The organism is Pseudorhodobacter aquimaris (genome assembly GCF_001202025.1).
GTDB classification, from domain to species: Bacteria; Pseudomonadota; Alphaproteobacteria; order Rhodobacterales; family Rhodobacteraceae; genus Pseudorhodobacter; species Pseudorhodobacter aquimaris.
The window spans coordinates 1-20,639 of sequence record NZ_LGHS01000051.1 but is presented as its reverse complement, the minus strand read 5'-3'; the positions used below and the strand labels follow the sequence as shown (position 1 = coordinate 20,639).

Below are 20,639 nucleotides of genomic sequence, written 5' to 3'. Positions count from 1 at the left end.
AGCCGCGGTTGATTGCGTCTGTCGGAATTAGGGTGCGAATGGGGGCGCGCAAACCGACGCGCCCCCATAAGCCGGAGATCAGTAGCCAGCGGCTTCCATCTCGTCAGTGGTCAGGGCCTGCGCTTTGGCAAGCGCCTCATCCACCGATTGCTGGCCTGCAAGGGCGGCCGAGAACTCTTGGCCAACCTGTGTCGCGATGCCCGCAAATTCCGGGATCGCAACGAATTGCACGCCGGTATAAGGCACCGGATCAACCGTTGGTTCGTTCGGATCGGCGGAGTTGATGGACCGCAGGGTCATTTCCGCAAAAGGCACTTTCTGGTACTCGGGGTTCTCATAAAGAGAGGTCCGCGTGCCCGGAGGAACATTGGCCCAGCCTTCGCTTGCCGCAACCAAGGCTGTGTATTCCTTGCTTGTGGCCCAGGCGATAAACTTCTTGGCCTCTTCTGTGGCGTCAGAACCTGCAGGGATGCCCAAGGACCAAGCCCAAAGCCAGTTGCCACGTTTGCCAAGCCCGTTATCGGCGGCAAGCGCAAAGCCGACCTTATCGGCCACAGTGCTATCTTCAGGGTTTGTGACAAAAGAAGCGGCAACGGTCGCGTCAATCCACATCCCGCATTTGCCTTGCTGGAACAACGACAGGTTCTCGTTAAACCCGTTTGTCGACGCCCCCGGAGGGCCGTAGTTGTTCATCAGGTTCATGTAGGTATCAAGCGTCGTCTTCCACTCGGGGCTGTCAAACTGGGCTTTCCAATCCTCGTCAAACCAACGTCCACCAAAGGAGTTGGCCATCGCGGTCAAGAACGCCATGTTCTCGCCCCAACCGGCCTTGCCGCGAAGGCAGATACCGTAGACCTCGTTTTCCTTGTCGTTCATCGCCGCGGCGGCTTTTTCAATATCGGCCCAAGTCGGTTCATCCGGCATCTCAAGGCCCGCGGCCTCCATCAGATCGCGACGATACATCACCATCGAGCTTTCGCCATAGAAAGGTGCCGCGTAAAGTTCGCCGTCGATGGTCAAACCGCCACGGATCGCGGGCAAAATATCATCCGCATCCCATTCGGCCGGCAGATCATTCAACGAGACCAGCCAGTTCTGCGCACCCCAGATCGGAACCTCATAGGTGCCAATTGTCATCACGTCGAACTGCCCGCCCTTGGCCGCAATATCTTGTGTTACGCGCTGGCGCAGAACGTTCTCTTCCAGCGTGACCCATTCCAGCTTGATGTCAGGGTTTTTCGATGTGAAATCCTCGGCCAGACCCTGCATGCGGATCATATCGCCGTTGTTCACGGTCGCAATGGTCAGCGTTGTCTCTGCCTGCGCAAAGCCAGCCGTGGCCAGTGCAACCATGCTCGCCATGGTCAATGGTGCCTTCAGTCTCATGTGTCGTCCTCCCTTAGTGTCCCTCTTCTTGGGGATAAGAGTAAACGGCAGCACTGCGCGGCGTCAATATAAATTTTACGCGCGTAAAGTATGGGCAAATTCAAGCGGATGCACGCAGCACAAGATGCCCGTCAAATAAGCCACTCAGCGCCGAATCATCCGCAGATCCACCTTCGATCAGCGCCAGCAATGTTTCCACGCTCCGCTCAGAGATGGCCTTGTAATCCTGTGCCATCGTCGTCAGGGACGGGCATGTGAACCGCGAGAACGGGTGATCATCATGGCCCGCGACACGCAGGCTGCACCCCGCGCCAAGGCCAACACGCACACCGCTCTCATAGGCCGCAGCCAACAGGCCAATTGCCAGACGGTCATTGCTGCAAAGGACAGTGCTGCTTCCAAATCCGCCCTCGGCAAAGGCACGCATCCCGCCCCCATAGCCGATGCTCTCAAACTCCCAGCCCTGCCCCTCTACACGTAGGATTTTCGGCTCATGACCCAATCTCTCCATCGCCAGACGGTAGGCATCACGCCGTTTGTTCGCATTCGGGTTTACTGGCGCCATCTCGAAAAAACACGGCGGTTCTCCGGTGCGGCAAAGGTAATCCACCATAAGCGGCACCGACTGGAAATTGTTCGAACCGATGAACGGAACGCCTATCCCCTCGATATTACAGTCAAAAAGAACGGTCGGGACATTCTCGCAAAAGGATTCGATCTTACGTTTATCCGAGGCACGGCCAAGCGGCGCCAGTAAAACACCCGCAGGCCGCATGGACCTGAGGGTTTCAAGAATTTCGTTCTCATGCTCCACACTGCCGTGCGCGCTGAAAGTTGACGGCGAAAAACCTGCATCGATGCAGCGCCGCTCGATATTGCGGGCCAGCTCTGCAAAAAAGGGATCGGCCACGAAGGGGACAACGATCCCGATATTCTTGGTCAGCCGCCGGTTCTGATTTACCGCATAAACATTCGGCCGAAAATCGAACTTCTCCAACGCAGCCTCGATGCGATCTCTCGTCGACTTCCGAACGCTGTTCGGATCATTGAAGTATTTTGAAACGGTGGGACGCGACACACCACATTTGGCGGAAAACTCCTCCATGTTGCGGATCTTATGTTCAGTCATGATGACACCCCGTCCCAGGCACCCCAACATTGACGCGCGCTAATTATATAACTTACCTTATGAAAATACTTCGGGGGGCGTCAAGTTTGACTCTTTGCTGTTTTCAGGGCTGTATCGCAGCACAGATCGTTACACGCCGCCCAAAGGAAAATCTCGTGATTGACAAGACAGCCGCTTCCCACGTCAATATCAAACTGACCCTTGATGAGGTAAAATCCCTGGCCTTGTCGGTTTTGCGCCACGCGGGGCTATCGGATGCACAGGCTGGGCCGGTGGCACAAACGATCACGGATTGTGAGGCGGACGGGCGCGCCTCTCATGGGCTGCAACGCTTGCCCGGTTGTGTGATGACAATCCAAAGCCCGAATTTTGTCGCCTATGCCGAGCCGGAAATCACCAACCCCAGCCCCGCTGTCGTACGCGCCGATGCCGGTTTTGGCTATTCGCTTCTGGCATTTGAACGGGCACTGCCCATGTTGGAACGAAAGGCCAAATCCTGCGGCGTTGCGGTGCTTGCCATCAACAACTGCTTTCACTTTTCGGCGCTTTGGCCAGAGGTGGAGCGGCTGGCCAAACGGGGTCTTGTCTCGCTGGCGATGACGCCGAGTCACGCATGGGTGGCGCCTTTTGGTGGCACGAGCCCCGTGCTCGGCACCAATCCGCTGGCCTTTGGCTGGCCGCGCGCAAAGGGGGAACCTTTCGTATTCGACTTTGCAACCAGCGCCATGGCCCGCAGCGATATTGCAATGGCAAAGCTGGCGGGAGGAACCCTGCCCGACGGCTGTGGGGTGGATGCCGCGGGTCAGCCCTCAAACGATCCGGCGGCTGTGTTGGCCGGGGCAATGTCAACCTTTGGCGGGCATAAGGGCACGGCCCTTTCCACCATGATCGAACTGCTTGCCGGGCCGTTGATCGGGGATATGACCAGCCGCGCCTCAATGGATTTTGATGGCGGCGTGCAGGCCGCGCCCTGCCACGGAGAACTGATTATCGCGCTGGACCCTGCCTTGCTTGGCGGGGCGGACCCTGAGATAAACAGCGCCCGTGCCGAACAGCTTTTCGCAGGCTTCACAGAGCAAGGCGCAAGGCTGCCCTCGCAACAACGCTATGCGCGGCGCGCCCAAACCCATAAGGACGGCATCACCATTTCAGCCGCCCTGCATGACCGCATCACCGCCCTTTTGCCGTGATCCACGTCAGCGCCGCTGCACCGCGATCATCAACAACGCCAGCACCGCCGACCCCAGCATCAACAACAAGGACACCGCGTTCAAAACAGGGGTGGAGCCTTCCTTCAGACGGTCGAACATCGTGATCGTCAGCGGCGCATCGGAACCTACAAGCATCAAGGTGGTGTTGAAATTCTCAAAGCTCATGAGGAAGGACACCACGAATGCGCCAACCAATGCGGGCAGCAAATAGGGGATGGTCACGGTCCTGATCGCCGTCAGGGGCCCCGCGCCAAGGTTCAGCGCGGCCTCCTCTAGCGAGCGGTCGAATTTGATCAGGCGGGCCGAAATCACCAGCGTCGCAATCGTGGTGATAAAGGAAAACTGCCCCGCGATCACCAAAGGCAGGCCCGGTCGCAATACCTCGGTATAAAGCCCGGTCACATCCTGTACCACGCCGGCCACGCGGCTGGAAAACACCAAAATAGAGATCCCGAGCACGATCCCCGGCACCACCAGCGGCAGCAGCATCAGCACATAAAGGAACCCGCGCCCCCGAAAGCTGTAGCGGTTGAAAAGGAAGGCATTGGTCGTGCCCACCGTCACCGCAAGCGCCGAAACCACCGTCGCAATAAAGGCCGAGGTGCCGATAGAGGCCAAAATCCGCCGCTCATGGAACAGGCCGATCTGCGGGCGGGCATCGCCAAAGAACCAACCCCAAGTGAACCCCTCCCACGGCAGCGAAGGAAACAGGCTGTCGTTGAAGGCAAAGACCGACACGGTGATCAGCGGCAAGGCCAGCCACATGAAAAACGCGGTCACATAGGCGCCATAAGCCACCCGCATTGCGCGCGAGCGCGGGATTGAGGGGATCATGAGCCTTCTCCCATTGTGCGTTCCAATGTCTGGCCGGTCAAGCGCAGCGTGGCCCAGACGATAACCGATGACGCAAACAGCAGGCAAAAGCCAAAGGCCGCGCCCAGCTCCCAGTTAAAGCGGACGATGAACTGCGAATAGATCAACTGGGTGAACCAAAGGCTGTCCTTGCCGCCCAACATTGTGGGCGTCAGGTAATTGCCCAATGACAGCATGAACACCACGATACAGCCCGAAACAATGCCCGGCATGGCGTGGGGGATAACGATCTCGCGCAGGACCGAGGGGCCGGTGCCGCCAAGGTCATAGCCCGCCTCAATCACCGCGTCATCAAGGCTTTCCAGCGTTGTCGTCAATGGCACCACCATGAACAGCATCGAGGTATAGACAAGCCCCAGCATCATCGCGGCATCATTATAAAGCATCTCAACCGGCTGATCCGCCAGCCCGAGCCATTGCAAAAAGCCGCTGATAACGCCGGTTTCGCGCAACAAGATGATCCAGCCGAAGGTGCGGACCAGCTCTGACACCCAAAAGGGGACAAGGCACATCAGGAACAAAGCGGCCTGACTGCGGCCCTTGGCGATCTTGGCGATGTAATAGCTGATCGGGAAGGCGATGATCAGGGTGATCACGGTTACGAGGATCGACATCACGGCAGTGCGCAGGAAGGTAAAGAGATACAGCGGCTCTGTCACGAAGGCCGCGTAATTATCAAGGCTTGGCGCATATTCACGCGGCGCAACACGGGTGCGCAAGGAGACAATGGCCATATCGATATGCGGCAGGATGATAAGCAACCCCAGCCAAAGCACCAAAGGTGCCAGCAAAAGGAAAAACCCGAGGCGTTTGCTGCTCATAGCGTTGCATCCGCAAAGCAAAGCGCCTGTTCGCGGCCCCAGCTGATATGAACCTGCGCGCCTTTGGCAAGGTTTGAAAATTCGGCAGATTGCGGCAAGGCGACGTCGATTTCCGCACCCGATTGCGGGTCACGCACCAAAACGCGGCTATTGGCGCCGTTGAACAACAAAGCGCTGACCTGCACGGCCATCTGGTTCGGGCTGGCAGCGGCAGTTTTCGCATCGAGGTTGATGGCAATCGCCTCTGGCCGCACAAAAATCTCGACCCTGTCGCCGGGGCGCAGGTTCTGGCCTTGGGTGCGGATCAACAGACCGCTTTCGCTGCGCACCTCTGCCAGCGTGCCATCAACGGCTTCCACACGCCCGCGCCAGCGGTTTGCCTCACCGACAAACCCGGCCACAAAGGCGGTTTCAGGGCGGTAATAAAGGTCACGCGCCGCGCCGACCTGTTCAAACCGGCCGGCATTCATCACCGCCACAGCATCCGACATCACCAGCGCCTCACCCTGATCATGGGTGATATAGACAAAGGTCGTGTCAAACTCTGCCTGAAGCGCCTTCAGCTCTACCTTCATCTTTTCGCGCAGCTTGAGGTCAAGCGCGCCCAAGGGCTCATCCAGCAGCAAAACATCCGGCTGCAAGACCATGCAGCGGGCAATGGCCACGCGCTGCCGCTGACCGCCCGAAAGTTCAGACACTTTGCGGGTGCCAATACCCGGCAGGTTGATGCGCTCCAGAACCTCACCTGTGCGGCGGATAATCTCAGCCTTGGCGACACCCTGGCGACGCAGCCCGTAGCCGATGTTTTCGGCCACATTCATCATCGGGAACAGCGCCAGATGCTGAAACACCATATTCACCGGCCGCTTGTTCGGCGGCACCCCCAAAACGGACCGTCCCTTGATGCGGATATCGCCGCTGGTGGGTTCCAAAAACCCCGCAATCATCCGCATGATGGTGGTTTTACCACAGCCCGACGGCCCGAGTATCGAAAAGAACGACCCCGCAGCAACCGAAAAATCGACCCCCTGCACTGCAACGACATCACCGAAATGCCGTGTCAGCGCGCGGCATTCCAAATCGGAGGTAAGATCGGCAGTCATGTCATGTCCTTTGAATTGGAATAGACGGCCCGATCTGGAAACCGGGCCGTCCGATAGCAATAAAACGCTTCTTACTTCGCGGCTTGGACGCGGTCCAGCGCTTCGCCTTCGATCCGTTCCAGATTGGCCGGAACCGGAGGATACCAACGGATATTGTCAATCGCCTCAGCCGGGAAGCTGGATTGATATTGTGCCTTCAACACCTCATCCGCGAATTCATCCGCCCCGAGGGAGGCCGTGAAATTGCCCGCAGCCTCGGTCACCATCGCGGCGATTTCAGGCTTCATCACAAAGTTGATCCAGGCATAGGCGGCGTCATCCGCGCGGCCCTGTGCGGGCAAGGCAAAGGTATCAACCCAACCCAAAGCGCCCGAAGCCGGTGCAACAAAGTTGATATCGGGGTTGTCGTTGTTCAGCTTCCAGCCGCCGGTGTCCCACGCCATAGAGGCAACCGCCTCACCCGAGCGCATAAGGTTCAACAGCTCGTCGCCGCCGCCCCAATAGGCCTTTACGACAGGTTTGCATTCAATCAGCTTGGCCTCGACCTTGTCGAGGATATCCTTATAGGCGGCCTCGTCGTCATAGGCGGCAAATGGGTCCATCCCCATCGCAAAGGCAAAGCCGATCAGGGTTGGCCGCTTCAAACGGTAGCTCACCTTGCCCGTCAGCGATTCGTCGCAAAGATCGGTGTAATCCTTGACGTTTGGTGCCTCTGCGGAATTGACGATCAGACCGGAGGTGCCCCAGATATTGGGCAAGCCGTAAACCTCGCCATCCACGGTGGTATTGGCCTTGGTCGCCTCCAACATCGAAGGGATGAAAAGCGAGGCGTCGACCTTGCTCAGATCAATCGGCTTGTAGATACCGAATTCACGCTGGGGGCCTGCGATACGGTCCTGGCTTGGCTGGACCAGATCAAAACCGCCGCCGCCGGTGGCGCGCAGCTTGGCGATCATTTCCTCATTGTTGGACAGCGTCACCTCAACCGTGTGGCCTGTCTCTGCCTCAAAGAGGTCGATGACGGCATCGGGGGCATAGCCGCCCCATGTCAGCAACCGCAAGGTGTCCGCATGTGCAGGGGCCGCCAGAGCAAGCGCAATCGCGGTGGCGCCTAGATATAGTTTATGTGTCATTTCATTTCTCCCATGGTGGTATAGGCACTTTGCCGCCCTGAACAAACTTATTCAAGCATTCATGAGGTAAACATAATAGTGTAACAATATCATTACGTTACCATATAAAACGGCACCCCGGCACCCATTCCCGCAACTGGATACAAAAAGACCCGCTTGTAGCGGGTCTTTCCGGTGGTATTTCAGCGCGTTTTTATTGCGCCGCACATTCACGCAGTTTCTCGACGTCAGGACCATTTGGAGTCCGGCCAAGGTTGAACGGTGCCGAGGCGTCACGCCACTTGGCGTAATCACCCAGATATTCCATCATGCTCAGGTAAACCTTCGCACTATCGGGGTTTTCACAAGCTGTTGTTTCAATAACGGCGTTCGCCATTTCCTGAACTTTTTCCAGCGTGGCATCGTCGTAACGGGTGATCTCGATACCGGCATCCTTGAACTGCTGATAGGCCTCTGTCGCGCGCTTTTCGGTAAAGGCAAGCGACCAGATCAGGTTCGCATCCGCCGCAACCTGCAGCATCTCACGGGTTTCAGGCTTGAGCGCATCCCAAGAGGCTTTGTTGATCATCACACCAAAGATGGATGCCGACTGGTGCCAACCGGGCGTCGCCCAGAACTTGGTAACCTGCTGGAAACCGCCCGAGAAATCGACGTTCGGGGTCGAGAATTCAGCACCGTCGATCACGCCGCGTTCCAACGACTGATAGATCTCACCACCCGCTATGGATACCTGGCTACCGCCAAGCTCTTCCAACAGGCGCCCCTGCTCCAAGCCCGAAAGGCGCAGACGCATGCCTTGCAGGTCATCCAGCGTTTCGATCTTTTTGTTGGTGCGGAAACCGGATTCGTTGTTGGTCACACCGTATGGCAAATAGACCATGCCAAATTTGCCATAGATCTCGTTATAGATCTCGGCACCGCCCCACTGCTGGATCCAGTTCACGTAATCCACTGCGTTGAAAAGGGATGCTGTCGTGGCCAAAGGCGAGAATGCCGAGTTGCGGCCGGCCCAATAACCCGGCCAGTCAGCGCCGGCCTGAATCGTACCCGATTCAACCGCACCGAAAACCTCACCGGCAGGAACCAATGCGCCGCCTTCAAAGAACTCGATGTTGAGGTCTTCACCGGTCAGCTTATTGGCCAGCTCGACAAAATGCTTGTCGATCTCGATCAGCTCCAGCGAGGTGGGCCATGTGGTCGTCATGGTCCAGCTTTCTTGTGCAACAGCAGCGCCTGCAACACCAAACGACAAGGCCGCCGCAGTGATCATAGGAATGGTTTTCATTCGTCTCTCCTCCTCAAAAGGTCAGTTAGTATAAAGGGTATGTGGCAACCAAAGCACAAGTTGCGGTATAAGTGCCACGGCCAGACACATCAGAATAATCAGCCCGATAAAGGGCATCACACCCGCGATAATCTGCCCGGTGCGCACCTCTTTGGGGGCGATTGCACGCAAGTAGAACAGCGCATAGCCGAACGGCGGCGTCAGGAACGAGGTCTGCAGCACCAAGGCCATCAACACCACGAACCACAAAAGGTTCACGTCCATCTCTTGGATGATGGGCAGGAAAATCGGGAAGGACAACAGCACAATGCCAGTCCAGTCCAGAAACGCCCCGAGAATAAACACGATGAACAGCATCATCACAATCAAGAGCCATGGAGCCATATCAAGGCCGCGGATGATCTCTTGGGTGGCGCGCAGTCCGCCGGTGATATTGAACACCCCGGTAAAGGCCGTGGCACCCACCACAATGAACAGGATCATCGCGGAAGTCCGCCCCGTCTCCAACATCGCCGAATAGAAGGATTTCCACTCAAATTTACGGCGCAGGATAACGATGCCAAGCGCCAAGGCCGCACCAATGGCCGAGGCCTCGGTCGCCGTAGCAATCCCGGCCAGAAGCGACCCAAGGATACCAAGGATCAGCACCAGCGGCGGCAAGGCCTCGATCAAGAGCATCCGCAAAAGTGCCGCGCGTTCGATCTTCTCGTCCGGCTCTACCGCAGGGGCCGATTTAGGGTCGAAAATCGCAACGATCACCACCCAAACCGCATAGAGCAGGCCCAGCAACACACCGGGGATCATCGCGCCGGCGAACAGCTCGCCCACCGAAAGCGGCGAATAGGAGGCCATCAGGATCAACATGATCGACGGCGGGATCAGAATGCCAAGACAACCCGAAGCCGCGATAACCCCTGTCGTCAGCGTCGGCGAATAGCCGTATTGCAGCATCGGACGCAGCGCCATAACGCCCATCACGGTGATCGAGGCACCAATAATCCCGGTCGTCGCCGCCAGCAGGATGGAGATAAACACCACCGCAAGCGCCAGCCCGCCCCGCACGTTGGACAAGAGCAAACGCAGGCTTTCGAACATCTTGTCGGTCACGCCACTGTCGGACAGGAACCTCGCCATCAAAATAAACAAGGGAATCGCGATCAGGGTAAAGTTATCCAGCACATCGCCGAAAATCCGGTTGATCACGATGCCCAGCACCATCGGCTTGCCCGCAATCAAGGTGCCCAGAACAGCCGTGCCGCCAAGCACAAAGGCCAAAGGGTGCCCCATGAACAGGCCGGTCAGCAAAAGCCCGAACATGCAAAGGGCGATAATCTCAGGTGTCATGGTGCGCAACCTCGCGTCCAAGGATAAGTTTCAGCACTTCGGAGATGCCCTGTATCAGCAACAGAAAGGCCGCGGCAGCCATCGCCAGTTTCAAGGGGTAAACAGGCAGCTGGACGGAGCCGTAGGTGGTCTCTCCCTGCGCCCAGGACCGCATCCCGAACTCCCACGAGCGGGTGACGAACACCCAGGCAAATGGAAAGAAAAAGATCAGATAGCCCGCAACCTCGACCCAGCGCCGCGCCGTATTGCCCAGCGTTTCGGTCACCAGATCAACGCGCACATGCGACTGGTGACGCAGCGCGTACCCCCCCAGCATCACAAAGTAAAAACCGTATAGCTGCTTGGTCACATCAAACGCCCAGCGCGTCGGAGCATTGAAAACATATCGCATTATCACGTCGAAAATAATCATGGCGGCGAAAATAATCGCGACCACAGACACAACCCTGCCAACGACCTCATTCAGAGTATCGATCGCTTTGATGATCATAGCTGCCTCTCCCTATATAGGCTGGCAAGAAAACCGATCGCAGGGAAATTTACAAGGTAATAATCTTGCGGTGCCAAGCAGTTCGACCAATTTTTCGATCCTTAACCATGATAATACCCTGCGCAGAAAAAGCGACGCAAGGTCAGCCTTCTACCAGTATGTCAGACGCTGGTCCCCGCCGTCATGCCCTCGAAAACCGCTTCTTCGGCGGTGCGCGGGGTCATGGCGTCGCCGATCTGATACAACTCTATGCCGCGCGCTCGGATAACCCCTTGCAGCGCATCTTGCGGGCGGTGGCCGAGGCTCAGCACCAGACTGTCCACCCCCTCCAGCATGATCGGCTCTTGTGAGGCGGTGTGCTGCATGAACACCGTATCATCCTGCGTGCCGTAAAGCCGCGCGTAGGGGATCACCTCCACGCCCAGCCGGTGCAGGTTGCCCAGCATCGTATCGCGCACGTAATAGGGGATCGTATCCCCTGCCATCGGCGCATTGACCGCCAGACGTACATTCGACCCATCTGCCGCCAGCATCTCGGCCAGCCCCATCCCGATCCAGTCGGCACGCCAGTCGGCAATCACCACACGCGCACCGGCGCGGGCCTCACGGCGCAACACCTCCCAGGCATTCAGGATCTGCATTTCTCCGTCTGTCTCGATGTCCGGCAAATAGGGCACAGCCCCTGTGGCAAGAATAACCGCATCAGGCGCGGTTTCATCAATCAACGCGGCATCGACGATCTGGCCTTTGACAATCTTTACCCCTGCGCGCAGGCATTCCCCCGCCAGATTGGTGACAATACCGCCAAACTCCGCGCGATGCGGCAAAAGCTGCGCCAAAAGCGCCTGCCCGCCAAGCTGGGCCGCCGCCTCATAAAGGGTGACATCATGGCCACGCCCGGCCGCGGTGGCTGCCGCCTTCAGCCCCGCTGGGCCGCCGCCGATCACCATGATCTTGCGGGGGGAGGCCGCCTGCGGCTTGGTGCCAAAGCGCAGCTCGCGCCCTGTTTCGGGATGCTGGATGCAGCTGATCGAAAGCCCCTTATGGAAATGGTGGATACAGGCCTGATTGCAGCCGATACAGGCGCGGATATCATCCACTTGCCCCGCCTCGGCCTTATTGGGCATCACCGGATCACAGATCAGCGCGCGGGTCATGCCGCAAACATCCGCCTCGCCGCGCGCCAGCATCCCCTCGGCCTCTTGCGGCTGGTTGATGCGGCCGGTGGCAAAAACCGGAATCGTCAGCGCCTTTTTGAATCGTGCCACCTCGGGCGCGACATAGGCGGCGGGAAAGTTCATCGGTGCGGTAATATGTACCGCACCACCCAGAGTGGCCGAGGTCCCGACCGTCAGCGAGAGGTAGTCAAGCTGCTCTTGCAAGGCGCAGCTGGCCTGCAAGGCGTCCTCTATCGTCAGCCCGCCCTCGTCGCGCTCCGAGGCAGAAAGCCGCATGCCAATGATAAAATTCCCATCCGTGGCGGCGCGCATCGCGGCCAGGGCCTCTTGCAGGAAACGCAAACGGTTTTCCGGCGATCCGCCATAATCATCGGTGCGCAGGTTCACCGAAGGGTTCAAAAATTGCGCGGGCAAATAGCCATGAGAGCCGACAAACTCCACCCCGTCAAACCCCGCCTGCCACATCCGGCGCGCGGCATCTGCATATCCCCGCACCACCTCGTCGATCATCGCCTTATCCATCGCACGCGGCATCATCTTGAACCGCTCGTTCGGCACCGCCGAGGCGGAATAGGACACTGCCAACAGGCCATTCGCGCCCTCCATGATCTCACGCCCCGGATGGAACAGCTGCGAGATCACAACCGCGCCATGGGCATGGCAGGCCTCGGCCAGTTTGCGAAAGCCGGGGATGCAATCGTCATCGGTGGCCATCAGCAAATGCGCGGTATAGCGCGCGGTCTCATGCACACCGGCCACCTGCGTGACGATCAAACCGGCCCCCCCACGGGCGCGGGCCTCTTGATAGGCGATATAGTCATCCGAGACATGCCCGCCATGGGGCAACAACGTATCATGCCCGGTGGACATGATACGATTGCGCAATGTGGTGCCCCGGATCGTCAGCGGGGTAAAAAGATGCGGGAATGCCTTGGCGTTCATGGGTTTTCCTTGGGATGAAGTGGGGCCTTAGGCGCCGTCGCGCCAACGGGCCAATTTGTCTTGAAGCCGGTACAAGCCGCCGACCACAGGCAAGAACCACGGCTTGCCATTATAAAGCGGCACCTTGGGAAAAGGCGCATTGACCACACCGCGATCCGCATCCTCTTGGCCCAGCATCAATCCGGCAACGCGGTGCCCCATATAGGTCGCCATCGACACACCGCTGCCGTTAAAGCATGACGCATAATGCAGCCCGTCCGGCATCCTGCCGACATGGCTGGTGAAATCCGAGGCAAAGCACACATTGCCAAGCCATGAATGCGTGATCTCCACCCCTTTGAGGCCGGGAAAGATCTGCTCCATATAGCCGCGCAAACCGATCGCGGAACGGGCCTCGCTGGTGGTGCGAAACCGCGCGCGCCCGCCAAACAGCATCCGCGTCCCATCCGGTGAGCGGCGATAGTAGCACAGCACCCGCTTGGTATCGCTTGCCGCGCGGTTCATCGGCAGCAACTCTTCCATCATTTCCAAGGGCAGGCTTTGCGTCGCAATGATATAGCTTTGAACCGGCACCGCGCGTTTGCGCAGCCATGGCACTTCCGGCCCGGCATAGCCGTTGACCGCGATCAAGACCTGATCGGCGCGCAGCATGATAGGGCCTTGTTCCGCCGTCACCGCAACCTCAAACCCCGCAGGCCCGCGCTGCGCGCCCCCATAGTGGCAGCCGGTAAAGATACGCACCCCAAGCGCGCGTGCATGATTGGCCAAGGCCCGCACATATTTCGCCGGATGGAGAGAGCCTTGCCCGTGTTTGATCACCGCCCCGCGGTAGGTTTCGGTCTTGATGGCGCGGGGGACCTCATGTTCCTCTAGTATCTCCAGCTTTGCCTGCGCCTCGGGCGGCAAGGCGGCACGGGCCGCGCGCATATTCGCTAGGTCGGCACGGCAATGCGCACCGGTGACGGAACCGTTGAGGTTCAGATCCACATCCGCACCCAACGACTTTACCCGCCCGATCATAAAAGGCATCGATTGGCGGTAATCCTCGATCACCTCGGCACCGCGTTTGTCGCCAAACCTGCGCTTGGCTGTGGCCAGATCAAACTTGGGCGTATTTCCGATCTGCCCGCCATTGCGAGAGCTTGCCCCCTCACCGATCCGCTGAGCCTCAATCACGATAACATCGACGCCCGCCTCGGCCAAGGTGATCGCGGCCGAAAGGCCGGTATAGCCCGCCCCGACAATCAGCACCCCGCAATGGTCGCGGTCGATCACGCGCTCGGCGTGTTCCGGCGCGGCCTCCTCCCACCAGAAAGGCGTCGTTTTCATCGCGTCCCCCTTCGGGCCTAGCCGTTCAACTTGCGCAACAATGTGCAGTCGCCGGGTGCAAAACCCATCAGCACCCGCGCCCCATCGCCATGGATCCCAGAGCGGGCAGAGCCATAAACGATGAAATTTTCCCCCATATCCATCGCCAGCGAATAGAGCGCGCGATCGCCGGAATAGGTAGAACTGAGCACCTTGCCCGGCAGATAGATACGGCCATCATTAGCGGCCTCCACCTCGACCGTGCCATCTTCTGGGCGGATCATCAGCTCTGCCTCCAGCATTGTCGGCGCCTCGGGCAGTGGGACCGCAACGCCCTTGGCGCGGAACATGGCCGTATCCCCTTCTTGCACGACCTCGCCGTCCAGAATGTTTGATTTGCCAACAAAATCAGCGACAAAGCGCGTGTCAGGATGACGGTAAAGATTGAAGGCGGTGTCAAACTGCGCAATCCGGCCATGGTTCATTACCGCGATGCGATCGGACATATGCATCGCTTCTTCCTGATCGTGGGTCACATTGATGAAGGTCGTGCCAAGCGTGCGGTGAATATCGCGCAGCTCCTCTTGCAGATCGACGCGCAGCTTTTTGTCCAGCGCCGACATCGGCTCATCCAACAGCAACAGATCGGGTTTGAACACCAAGGCGCGCGCCAGCGCCACGCGTTGCTGCTGGCCGCCCGAAAGCTCTGCCGGATAGCGGCCTGCGAATTTGCCAAGCTGCACCAGGTCCAGAATGGCTGTTACCCGTTCATCAATTTCATCCTTGGCGACACGCCGCACCTTTAGAGGATAGGCGATATTCTCATGCACCGTCATATGCGGAAACAGCGCATAGCCTTGGAACACCAACCCGAAATTTCGCTTTTCCGGCGACAGCAGGCTGATGTCGCGCCCGTTCATCAGAATGGTGCCGCTGCTGACCGGCTCAAACCCCGCAAGGATTTTCAGCAAGGTGGTTTTGCCAGATCCCGAAGGGCCAAGCAGGGTCACAAACTCCCCCATCTCGATATTCAGCGAGACATCAAAAAGCGCCTGTGTCGCGCCGTAAAACTTGTCGATATTTTTGATTTCCAAAGAGGACATGTTATTTCCCACGCGTTTTGTAGCGCGAACGTTGTTGCAGCCAGTTCAGCACCAGCAAGAACATCAACGAAAGCAAGGAGAGCATTAGGGCGACAGCGATGATCGTCGGCTCCAACCGGTCCCGAAGGCCCGAGAACAGCGCGATCGGCAGCGTCGTTGATTGCGGGGCCGCCAGAAACAGCGCGACAACCACCTCATCGAATGAGGTGACAAAGGCAAAAAGCGCGCCCGTCATGAAACCCGGTGCCGCCAGCGGCAAGGTCACAGTGCGAAACCGATAAGCGCGCGATGCCCCCATCGATGCGGCCGCGCGCTCCAGCTCCGGGTCCAGCCCCTTGAGCGATGTCATCACCGACAAGAACACCAGCGGCGCGCCAAGGATCGCATGCGCCAGCACCAGCGATATGTAACCCCCGCCAAAGCCCGCACGCCCGAACGCATAGGTAAAGGCCACGCCCAAGACCACCGAAGGGATGACAATGGGCGAGATGAACAGCCCCGACAGGATAATCTGGCCAAAACGCCCCGAAAGCATGGTCCCCATCGCGGCCAGCCCGCCAATCACCACCGCAACCACAGCAGCGCCGAATGCCACCTTCAGGCTGTTCAGAAAGGCAGGCATCCATGGGGGCTGGGTAAAGGCGATCTTGAACCAGTCAAGGGTAAACCCCTCCATCGGATAGGTCAGAAAAGAGCTCTCATTAAAGGCAAGCGGCAGGACCAAAAGCAAAGGTAACGCAAGAAACAGCATGCTTAGGACAAGGCTTATCCAATAGATTGCGCGGGACATATCAATGCCCTCCTTTGCGGGATTTGAACAAGAGCCAAGCCCCGGACCCAAGGCCCAAAATCAGCACCACACAGCCAAAGAGCATGACCGAGAGCACCGAAGCCATGCCCCAGTTCAGCGATTTTTTCACAAAATCCGCGATGTAATACGACAGCATCTGGTCGCTCGGACCGCCTGTCAGCGCGGGCGTGATGTAAAAGCCAAGCGCCAGGATAAACACGGTGCCGCCGCCCACGGCCACGCCGCGCAGGGTTTGCGGGAAATAGACCCGCAAAAAGGTTTCCACCCCACCGGCACCAAGGCTGCGTGAGGCGTCGCTTTGGGACACTGGAATGGTGCGCATGACGTTGAATATCGGCAGGATCGCAAAGGGCAGCAAGACATGCGTCATCGCAACCACAGTGCCGAACCGGTTGAAGATAAGCTGCAAAGGTTCGGATATGATCCGCAGTGATATCAAAAGGTTATTCAGCAAGCCATGGGTCTGCAACAAAACCACCCACGCCGAGGTCCGCACCAGAATAGACGTCCAGAAACTTAGCAAAACGACCATGAACACGATCGTCGCCAGCCGCGGCTTACCGTTGGCCGCAGCATAGGCCAGCGGATAGCCGACCAACAGCGTCAAAAGCGTCACCTGCGTTGCAATGACAATGGTCCGCACCATGATCCGCAGATAGATGTCATCACCCTCGGCCTGAACAAAACCGCCATCGCCATCCGGCTTGAAACCGGAAGCTTTTTGGAAATGCCGCCAAGTGATCGGCGCGATATTGCGGGCCAGAATATCCCAATAGACCTGCTGCCCCCACCGTTTGTCAAAGGCGATCAAACCCTCCATCGTCGGCGGGATTTCTTCGGCCTTCTTACCAGAGTTGATCAGCAGCGACCGAAAACCGCTGCGTTCCTGGTTCAAATTGCGGGCGGCCTCTGCCAGATCACGCCGATCAGCAGCAACCAGATCAGCGACGAGGGCGGCGGCGCGTTCATCCGGGCTGCCCTCCTCAACCACCTCGGAAAGGGTCTGGAACTGTTCGTAAAGGGTGCTGTTATCAACGCTTTGACTGGCCACTGTCAGCAGCGGATAAAGATAGAACAACAGGTAGATCATCAGCGGCATGACAAGCAACATCACTGTTGCCAAACGGTTGCCATTTGCGTTTCGCATGGCTCTTTCCATTCCATTCAGGTCCGTAGCCCAGCCCCGCCGGTCATGGCAGACGGGGCTGGTAAGAGTGCCGGTCAGGGATTACTGCGTCGCCCAGTTGTTCCAGCGCTCCGTCAAGGCATCGGAATGGTCAATCCAGAACGCGTCAGAGAAAAACAGCGCATCTTCGGTGTTCTTTCCCGTCGGCAGATCTTTTACGATATCATCCGCCAACATCCCTGCGGTTTTCATGTTGGTCGGGCCGTAGGGCATCAATTCCGAAAATTTTGCCTGCGGCTCCGCTTCGCTGACAAAAGCGATAAACTCCAACGCGGCATCCTTATGCTCTGCGCCGGTTGGGATGGCCCAGGAGTCGATGCTGTAGATGTGATTCTTCCAGACGAACTCAAGCGGTTGCCCTTCTGCTTTGGCGGTAATGATCCGGCCGTTATAGGCGGTGCTCAGCACAACATTGCCCGCCGCAAGCCATTCAACCGGCTGCGATCCTGCATCCCAGAACTGGACATCATCCTTGATCTGGTCAAACTTGGCAAAGGCACGGTCCACGCCTTCGGGCGTGGCCAGAACGTCATATACGTCATCCACCGCAACGCCATCGGCCAGAAGCGCATATTCCAGGTTCCACTTGGGCAGGTTGCGAACAGCACGCTTGCCGGGGAATTTCTCGGTGTCAAAAAAATCAGCCCAATCCTGAGGTGCATCGGCAAAGGTTTCGGCGTTATAGGCGTAGCCGTTGCCGATCACCACATTGCCCACGCCGCACTCATTGATCGCGTTGGGGTTCAACTCGTTTTGTGTCGGGATATCCTCCCACGGAATGACCTCGAACAGGCCTTCGTCACAGCCAAGCTGAAGGTCGGCACCCTCGACGGTCACCAAATCCCATGTCACATTGCCGGTGTCAGCCATGGCTTTCACCTCGGCCAGCCCGCCAAGATAGGTCGTTTCCGTAAAGGCCATGCCCTTTGAGTCGGCAAACGGCGTATAATAGGCTTCACGCTGGGCGTCTTGATAGTTGCCCCCCCAGCCTGCAATCGTAAGATCGCGCGCCTGTGCGCCCTGTGCCATCGAAACAGCAATCCCAGAGACCGCAATCACCTTCATCACATTACTCATATATTCTCCCCCTGTTGGACAAGGCCCCTCCTCGACGCCCTGACGACAATCCCGACTGCCGCCCCCGACACTCATGGAGCGGCCTGTTCAGCTTAACTTTCGTCTGCAAATTCTGGCAAGATTAAAATATTATTCAAGTAATTTTATTTTAGTTTATATAAGTGGACGGACCGCGAATGTTGCCGCGCACTTCAGGATCGCATGATGACATGGACACACTGACAAACCTAAACGTCACCCTCGACGAGAAAGCCCAGATCGGCGCGCGCTTACGCTTACGCCGCAAACTGCGAGGTATGTCCCTTAAACAGGTGGCGCAGGGCGCGCATCTGTCGATCGGCATGATTAGCCAGGTCGAGCGTGGCCTTGCCCTGCCCTCGGTCAAATCAATGCGCGCAATTTGCGCCGCATTGGATATGCCTGTCGCCTGGCTGTTTGAACCCGGCCTGGAAGGACCAGAGGACAGCGGGGATTATATTGTCCGGCAAGACAGCCGTCGGGAGCTGTCCTTTGACGACGGGAAATTGCGCAAGCAATTGCTGACCCCCGACACCCAGCCCCAAATCCAAATGCTAAGGTTTCTTATGCAGCCCGGCGCCGATTCAGGAGAGCCCTACGCAAATACAGAAGGTGGGAAGTGCGGTCTGGTGGTCAGCGGCAACTTGGGGCTGGAGCTTGACGGAATATCGCATATTATCAAGAAAGGCGACAGTTTTGCTTTTCCGGCAAGGGCCATGGTTCGATTCTGGACGGTTGGCGACTCCGAATGTGAAGTCATTTGGGTCGTAAGCCCTGCAACAGTCTAGATTTGAGCGCCGTCAAGCGGTAATCTCCCCATTTTTAATGGGGTCCAGCCATAGAATTCATGCGGCTGTTTTCAATTTCATTGCGGGAGTTATGCCGCCGATGCCCCGCTGTCCGGCAACGGTTTGCAAGCAAACCGTGAGAGGAATGTTGGGCCGCTCGTTGTTGTAAGTCCAGAGCCATTCAGTCGCCTGGTCTTGTGCCTCCTCAATCGTTTCGAAGATGTATTGTCCCAGCCATTCGCCGCGAACGGTGCGATTATAGCGTTCGATATAGGCGTTTTGCTGAGGCTTGCCCGGCTGGATGTATTCGAGCCGCACATTGTGTTTTTCAGCCCATTCCATAAGCTTTCCACTCACATATTCTGGGCCGTTGTCGACTCGAATTGCCTGAGGTTGTCCGCGCCATTCGATGATCTGGTTTAAGCTTCTGACAACTCTCTCTGCGGGCAGCGAGAAGTCCACTTCAATACATAAGCCTTCACGATTAAAGTCATCCAGCACGTTCAATGTCCTGATCGAACGCCCATCTGCGAGCTGATCAGCCATGAAATCCATCGACCATGTCTCATTGGGTCTGTCAGGCACAGCCAATGGCTCGGGTTTATCACGCTTCAGGCGCTTCTTTGGCTTGATCCGCAGGTTCAGCTCCAGTTCACAGTAGATCCGGTAAACGCGTTTGTGGTTCCAGCCATAGCCTTGGACGTTGCGCAGATACAAAAAACATAGGCCAAAGCCCAGGTTCGCTTATTCTCGGTCAACCGTTCCAGCCAAGCGGCGATCTCCTCGTTCTCGTCGCTCAGGATTGGGCGTACCGGTAGCACGTCTCGCTGATCTCAAACGCACGGCAAGCCAACGCAATGCTGACCCCGTTCTGCGCGACCGCATTCATGGCCATCTCCCGCCTTCGAGATGGCTTCAGCGCTTTTTTCCAAGGGCTTCCTTCAGCAAGTCGTTTTGCATGCTCATTTCGGCATACATGCGCTTCAGGCGGCGGTTCTCCTCCGCCATATCCTTCATCTCTGAAATCAATGACGCATCCATGCCGCCGAACTTCGCCCGCCATTTATAAAAACTTGCGCTGCTCATTCCATGCTCCCGGCAAAGCTCAGAAACCGGAACACCGCCCTCCGCTTGCTTCAACACCGCCATGATCTGCGCGTCGCTGTATCGTCCATTCTTCATCGTAAATCTCCTCAGATATCTTGCCGAGAAAATTCTACTTTTGAACACCACTATTTTAGGGGGGATTACCTGTCGAGTGGCGGCTTTGGGCCGTGAGTGACGCACTGAAGAGAAACTTAGCGATCTATGTGGTGTGGAAACTGCCCTGCAGGCTCAATTGGTTACCTGAATGGCTCAGGGCGATAGAGGTCTGTGTGATTGTCGTAAGGCTGCGCAATTTACGCTGAGCGCGCGGTAGCTTGAATTCAGAACGTGTAAATTTTAGCATTTA

At 57.6% G+C, this 20,639-nt stretch carries 17 protein-coding genes and 1 pseudogene; 2 read left to right on the top strand and 16 right to left on the bottom strand.

The window, feature by feature from the left end:
- Window positions 1-78: 78 nt before the first annotated feature.
- Together AKU94_RS08510 and AKU94_RS08505 are read right to left on the bottom strand one after the other, a co-directional pair.
- Window positions 79-1,386, bottom strand: coding sequence for an ABC transporter substrate-binding protein (locus AKU94_RS08510; RefSeq protein ID WP_050526866.1), 1,308 nt, complete (start codon window positions 1,384-1,386; stop codon window positions 79-81).
- A gap of 100 nt (window positions 1,387-1,486) precedes the next feature.
- A complete protein-coding gene (locus AKU94_RS08505) occupies window positions 1,487-2,515 on the bottom strand; it encodes a LacI family DNA-binding transcriptional regulator (RefSeq protein WP_050526887.1) in 1,029 nt (342 codons plus the stop codon).
- Between the two features lie 155 nt (window positions 2,516-2,670).
- On the opposite strand from AKU94_RS08505, the gene AKU94_RS08500 reads away from it, so the two are divergent.
- The gene (locus AKU94_RS08500; protein WP_269744962.1) at window positions 2,671-3,705 is read left to right on the top strand and encodes an Ldh family oxidoreductase; all 1,035 of its coding nucleotides are present in this window, start codon (window positions 2,671-2,673) and stop codon (window positions 3,703-3,705) included.
- A 6-nt stretch (window positions 3,706-3,711) separates the two neighbouring features.
- Here AKU94_RS08500 and AKU94_RS08495 read toward each other — a convergent pair whose 3' ends face one another.
- From AKU94_RS08495 to AKU94_RS08435, 13 genes are all read right to left on the bottom strand, one after another.
- Entirely contained in the window at window positions 3,712-4,560 is an 849-nt protein-coding gene (locus AKU94_RS08495; protein WP_050526865.1) for an ABC transporter permease, read from the bottom strand.
- Complete coding sequence (locus AKU94_RS08490; RefSeq protein WP_050526864.1) at window positions 4,557-5,420, bottom strand: ABC transporter permease; 864 nt, start codon at window positions 5,418-5,420, stop codon at window positions 4,557-4,559. The genes AKU94_RS08495 and AKU94_RS08490 overlap by 4 nt, the downstream gene beginning before the upstream one ends.
- On the bottom strand, window positions 5,417-6,523 hold the full coding sequence (locus tag AKU94_RS08485; RefSeq protein ID WP_050526863.1) for an ABC transporter ATP-binding protein: 1,107 nt from the start codon (window positions 6,521-6,523) through the stop codon (window positions 5,417-5,419). The genes AKU94_RS08490 and AKU94_RS08485 overlap by 4 nt, the downstream gene beginning before the upstream one ends.
- Window positions 6,524-6,594: 71 nt before the next feature.
- Window positions 6,595-7,656 (bottom strand): extracellular solute-binding protein, encoded by a 1,062-nt coding sequence (locus tag AKU94_RS08480; RefSeq protein WP_050526862.1) that lies wholly within the window; start codon window positions 7,654-7,656, stop codon window positions 6,595-6,597.
- Window positions 7,657-7,849: 193 nt separating this feature from the next.
- Window positions 7,850-8,941 carry a TRAP transporter substrate-binding protein DctP gene (gene dctP / locus AKU94_RS08475; RefSeq protein ID WP_050526861.1) on the bottom strand — a complete coding sequence of 364 codons (1,092 nt, stop codon included), beginning with the start codon at window positions 8,939-8,941 and terminating at the stop codon, window positions 7,850-7,852.
- 21 nt (window positions 8,942-8,962) lie between these two features.
- Complete coding sequence (locus AKU94_RS08470) at window positions 8,963-10,285, bottom strand: TRAP transporter large permease (RefSeq protein ID WP_198144877.1); 1,323 nt, start codon at window positions 10,283-10,285, stop codon at window positions 8,963-8,965.
- The gene (locus AKU94_RS08465; protein WP_050526860.1) at window positions 10,275-10,775 is read right to left on the bottom strand and encodes a TRAP transporter small permease subunit; all 501 of its coding nucleotides are present in this window, start codon (window positions 10,773-10,775) and stop codon (window positions 10,275-10,277) included. Before AKU94_RS08465 ends, AKU94_RS08470 begins: the two co-directional genes overlap by 11 nt.
- Before the next feature lie 161 nt (window positions 10,776-10,936).
- On the bottom strand, window positions 10,937-12,895 hold the full coding sequence (locus tag AKU94_RS08460; protein ID WP_050526859.1) for an oxidoreductase: 1,959 nt from the start codon (window positions 12,893-12,895) through the stop codon (window positions 10,937-10,939).
- A 27-nt stretch (window positions 12,896-12,922) separates the two neighbouring features.
- Complete coding sequence (locus tag AKU94_RS08455) at window positions 12,923-14,224, bottom strand: NAD(P)/FAD-dependent oxidoreductase (protein WP_050526858.1); 1,302 nt, start codon at window positions 14,222-14,224, stop codon at window positions 12,923-12,925.
- Between the two features lie 17 nt (window positions 14,225-14,241).
- Window positions 14,242-15,306: an ABC transporter ATP-binding protein gene (locus AKU94_RS08450; RefSeq protein ID WP_050526857.1), complete on the bottom strand. Its 1,065-nt coding sequence runs from the start codon at window positions 15,304-15,306 to the stop codon at window positions 14,242-14,244.
- Between the two features lies 1 nt (window position 15,307).
- A complete protein-coding gene (locus AKU94_RS08445; protein WP_050526856.1) occupies window positions 15,308-16,096 on the bottom strand; it encodes an ABC transporter permease in 789 nt (262 codons plus the stop codon).
- A gap of 1 nt (window position 16,097) precedes the next feature.
- Window positions 16,098-17,264, bottom strand: coding sequence for an ABC transporter permease (locus AKU94_RS08440; RefSeq protein WP_050526855.1), 1,167 nt, complete (start codon window positions 17,262-17,264; stop codon window positions 16,098-16,100).
- 81 nt (window positions 17,265-17,345) lie between these two features.
- A complete protein-coding gene (locus AKU94_RS08435; RefSeq protein WP_198144876.1) occupies window positions 17,346-18,380 on the bottom strand; it encodes an ABC transporter substrate-binding protein in 1,035 nt (344 codons plus the stop codon).
- A gap of 209 nt (window positions 18,381-18,589) precedes the next feature.
- Here AKU94_RS08435 and AKU94_RS08430 point away from each other — a divergent pair, with 209 nt between their 5' ends.
- A complete protein-coding gene (locus tag AKU94_RS08430; protein ID WP_050526884.1) occupies window positions 18,590-19,186 on the top strand; it encodes a helix-turn-helix domain-containing protein in 597 nt (198 codons plus the stop codon).
- 57 nt (window positions 19,187-19,243) lie between these two features.
- On the opposite strand, the pseudogene AKU94_RS08425 reads toward AKU94_RS08430, so the two are convergent.
- Window positions 19,244-20,368 (bottom strand): annotated as a pseudogene (locus AKU94_RS08425) (IS3 family transposase).
- Between the last annotated feature and the right edge of the window lie 271 nt (window positions 20,369-20,639).

What these genes read in the sequence shown, in the direction of transcription:
- AKU94_RS08510 (WP_050526866.1), bottom strand. Translation starts at nt 1,386, where the DNA reads ATGAGACTGAAGGCACCATTGACCATGGCGAGCATGGTTGCACTGGCC.
- AKU94_RS08505 (WP_050526887.1), bottom strand. Translation starts at nt 2,515, where the DNA reads ATGACTGAACATAAGATCCGCAACATGGAGGAGTTTTCCGCCAAATGT.
- AKU94_RS08495 (WP_050526865.1), bottom strand. Translation starts at nt 4,560, where the DNA reads ATGATCCCCTCAATCCCGCGCTCGCGCGCAATGCGGGTGGCTTATGGC.
- AKU94_RS08490 (WP_050526864.1), bottom strand. Translation starts at nt 5,420, where the DNA reads ATGAGCAGCAAACGCCTCGGGTTTTTCCTTTTGCTGGCACCTTTGGTG.
- AKU94_RS08485 (WP_050526863.1), bottom strand. Translation starts at nt 6,523, where the DNA reads ATGACTGCCGATCTTACCTCCGATTTGGAATGCCGCGCGCTGACACGG.
- AKU94_RS08480 (WP_050526862.1), bottom strand. Translation starts at nt 7,656, where the DNA reads ATGACACATAAACTATATCTAGGCGCCACCGCGATTGCGCTTGCTCTG.
- dctP (WP_050526861.1), bottom strand. Translation starts at nt 8,941, where the DNA reads ATGAAAACCATTCCTATGATCACTGCGGCGGCCTTGTCGTTTGGTGTT.
- AKU94_RS08470 (WP_198144877.1), bottom strand. Translation starts at nt 10,285, where the DNA reads ATGACACCTGAGATTATCGCCCTTTGCATGTTCGGGCTTTTGCTGACC.
- AKU94_RS08465 (WP_050526860.1), bottom strand. Translation starts at nt 10,775, where the DNA reads ATGATCATCAAAGCGATCGATACTCTGAATGAGGTCGTTGGCAGGGTT.
- AKU94_RS08460 (WP_050526859.1), bottom strand. Translation starts at nt 12,895, where the DNA reads ATGAACGCCAAGGCATTCCCGCATCTTTTTACCCCGCTGACGATCCGG.
- AKU94_RS08455 (WP_050526858.1), bottom strand. Translation starts at nt 14,224, where the DNA reads ATGAAAACGACGCCTTTCTGGTGGGAGGAGGCCGCGCCGGAACACGCC.
- AKU94_RS08450 (WP_050526857.1), bottom strand. Translation starts at nt 15,306, where the DNA reads ATGTCCTCTTTGGAAATCAAAAATATCGACAAGTTTTACGGCGCGACA.
- AKU94_RS08445 (WP_050526856.1), bottom strand. Translation starts at nt 16,096, where the DNA reads ATGTCCCGCGCAATCTATTGGATAAGCCTTGTCCTAAGCATGCTGTTT.
- AKU94_RS08440 (WP_050526855.1), bottom strand. Translation starts at nt 17,264, where the DNA reads ATGCGAAACGCAAATGGCAACCGTTTGGCAACAGTGATGTTGCTTGTC.
- AKU94_RS08435 (WP_198144876.1), bottom strand. Translation starts at nt 18,380, where the DNA reads ATGAGTAATGTGATGAAGGTGATTGCGGTCTCTGGGATTGCTGTTTCG.
- AKU94_RS08430 (WP_050526884.1), top strand. Translation starts at nt 18,590, where the DNA reads ATGGACACACTGACAAACCTAAACGTCACCCTCGACGAGAAAGCCCAG.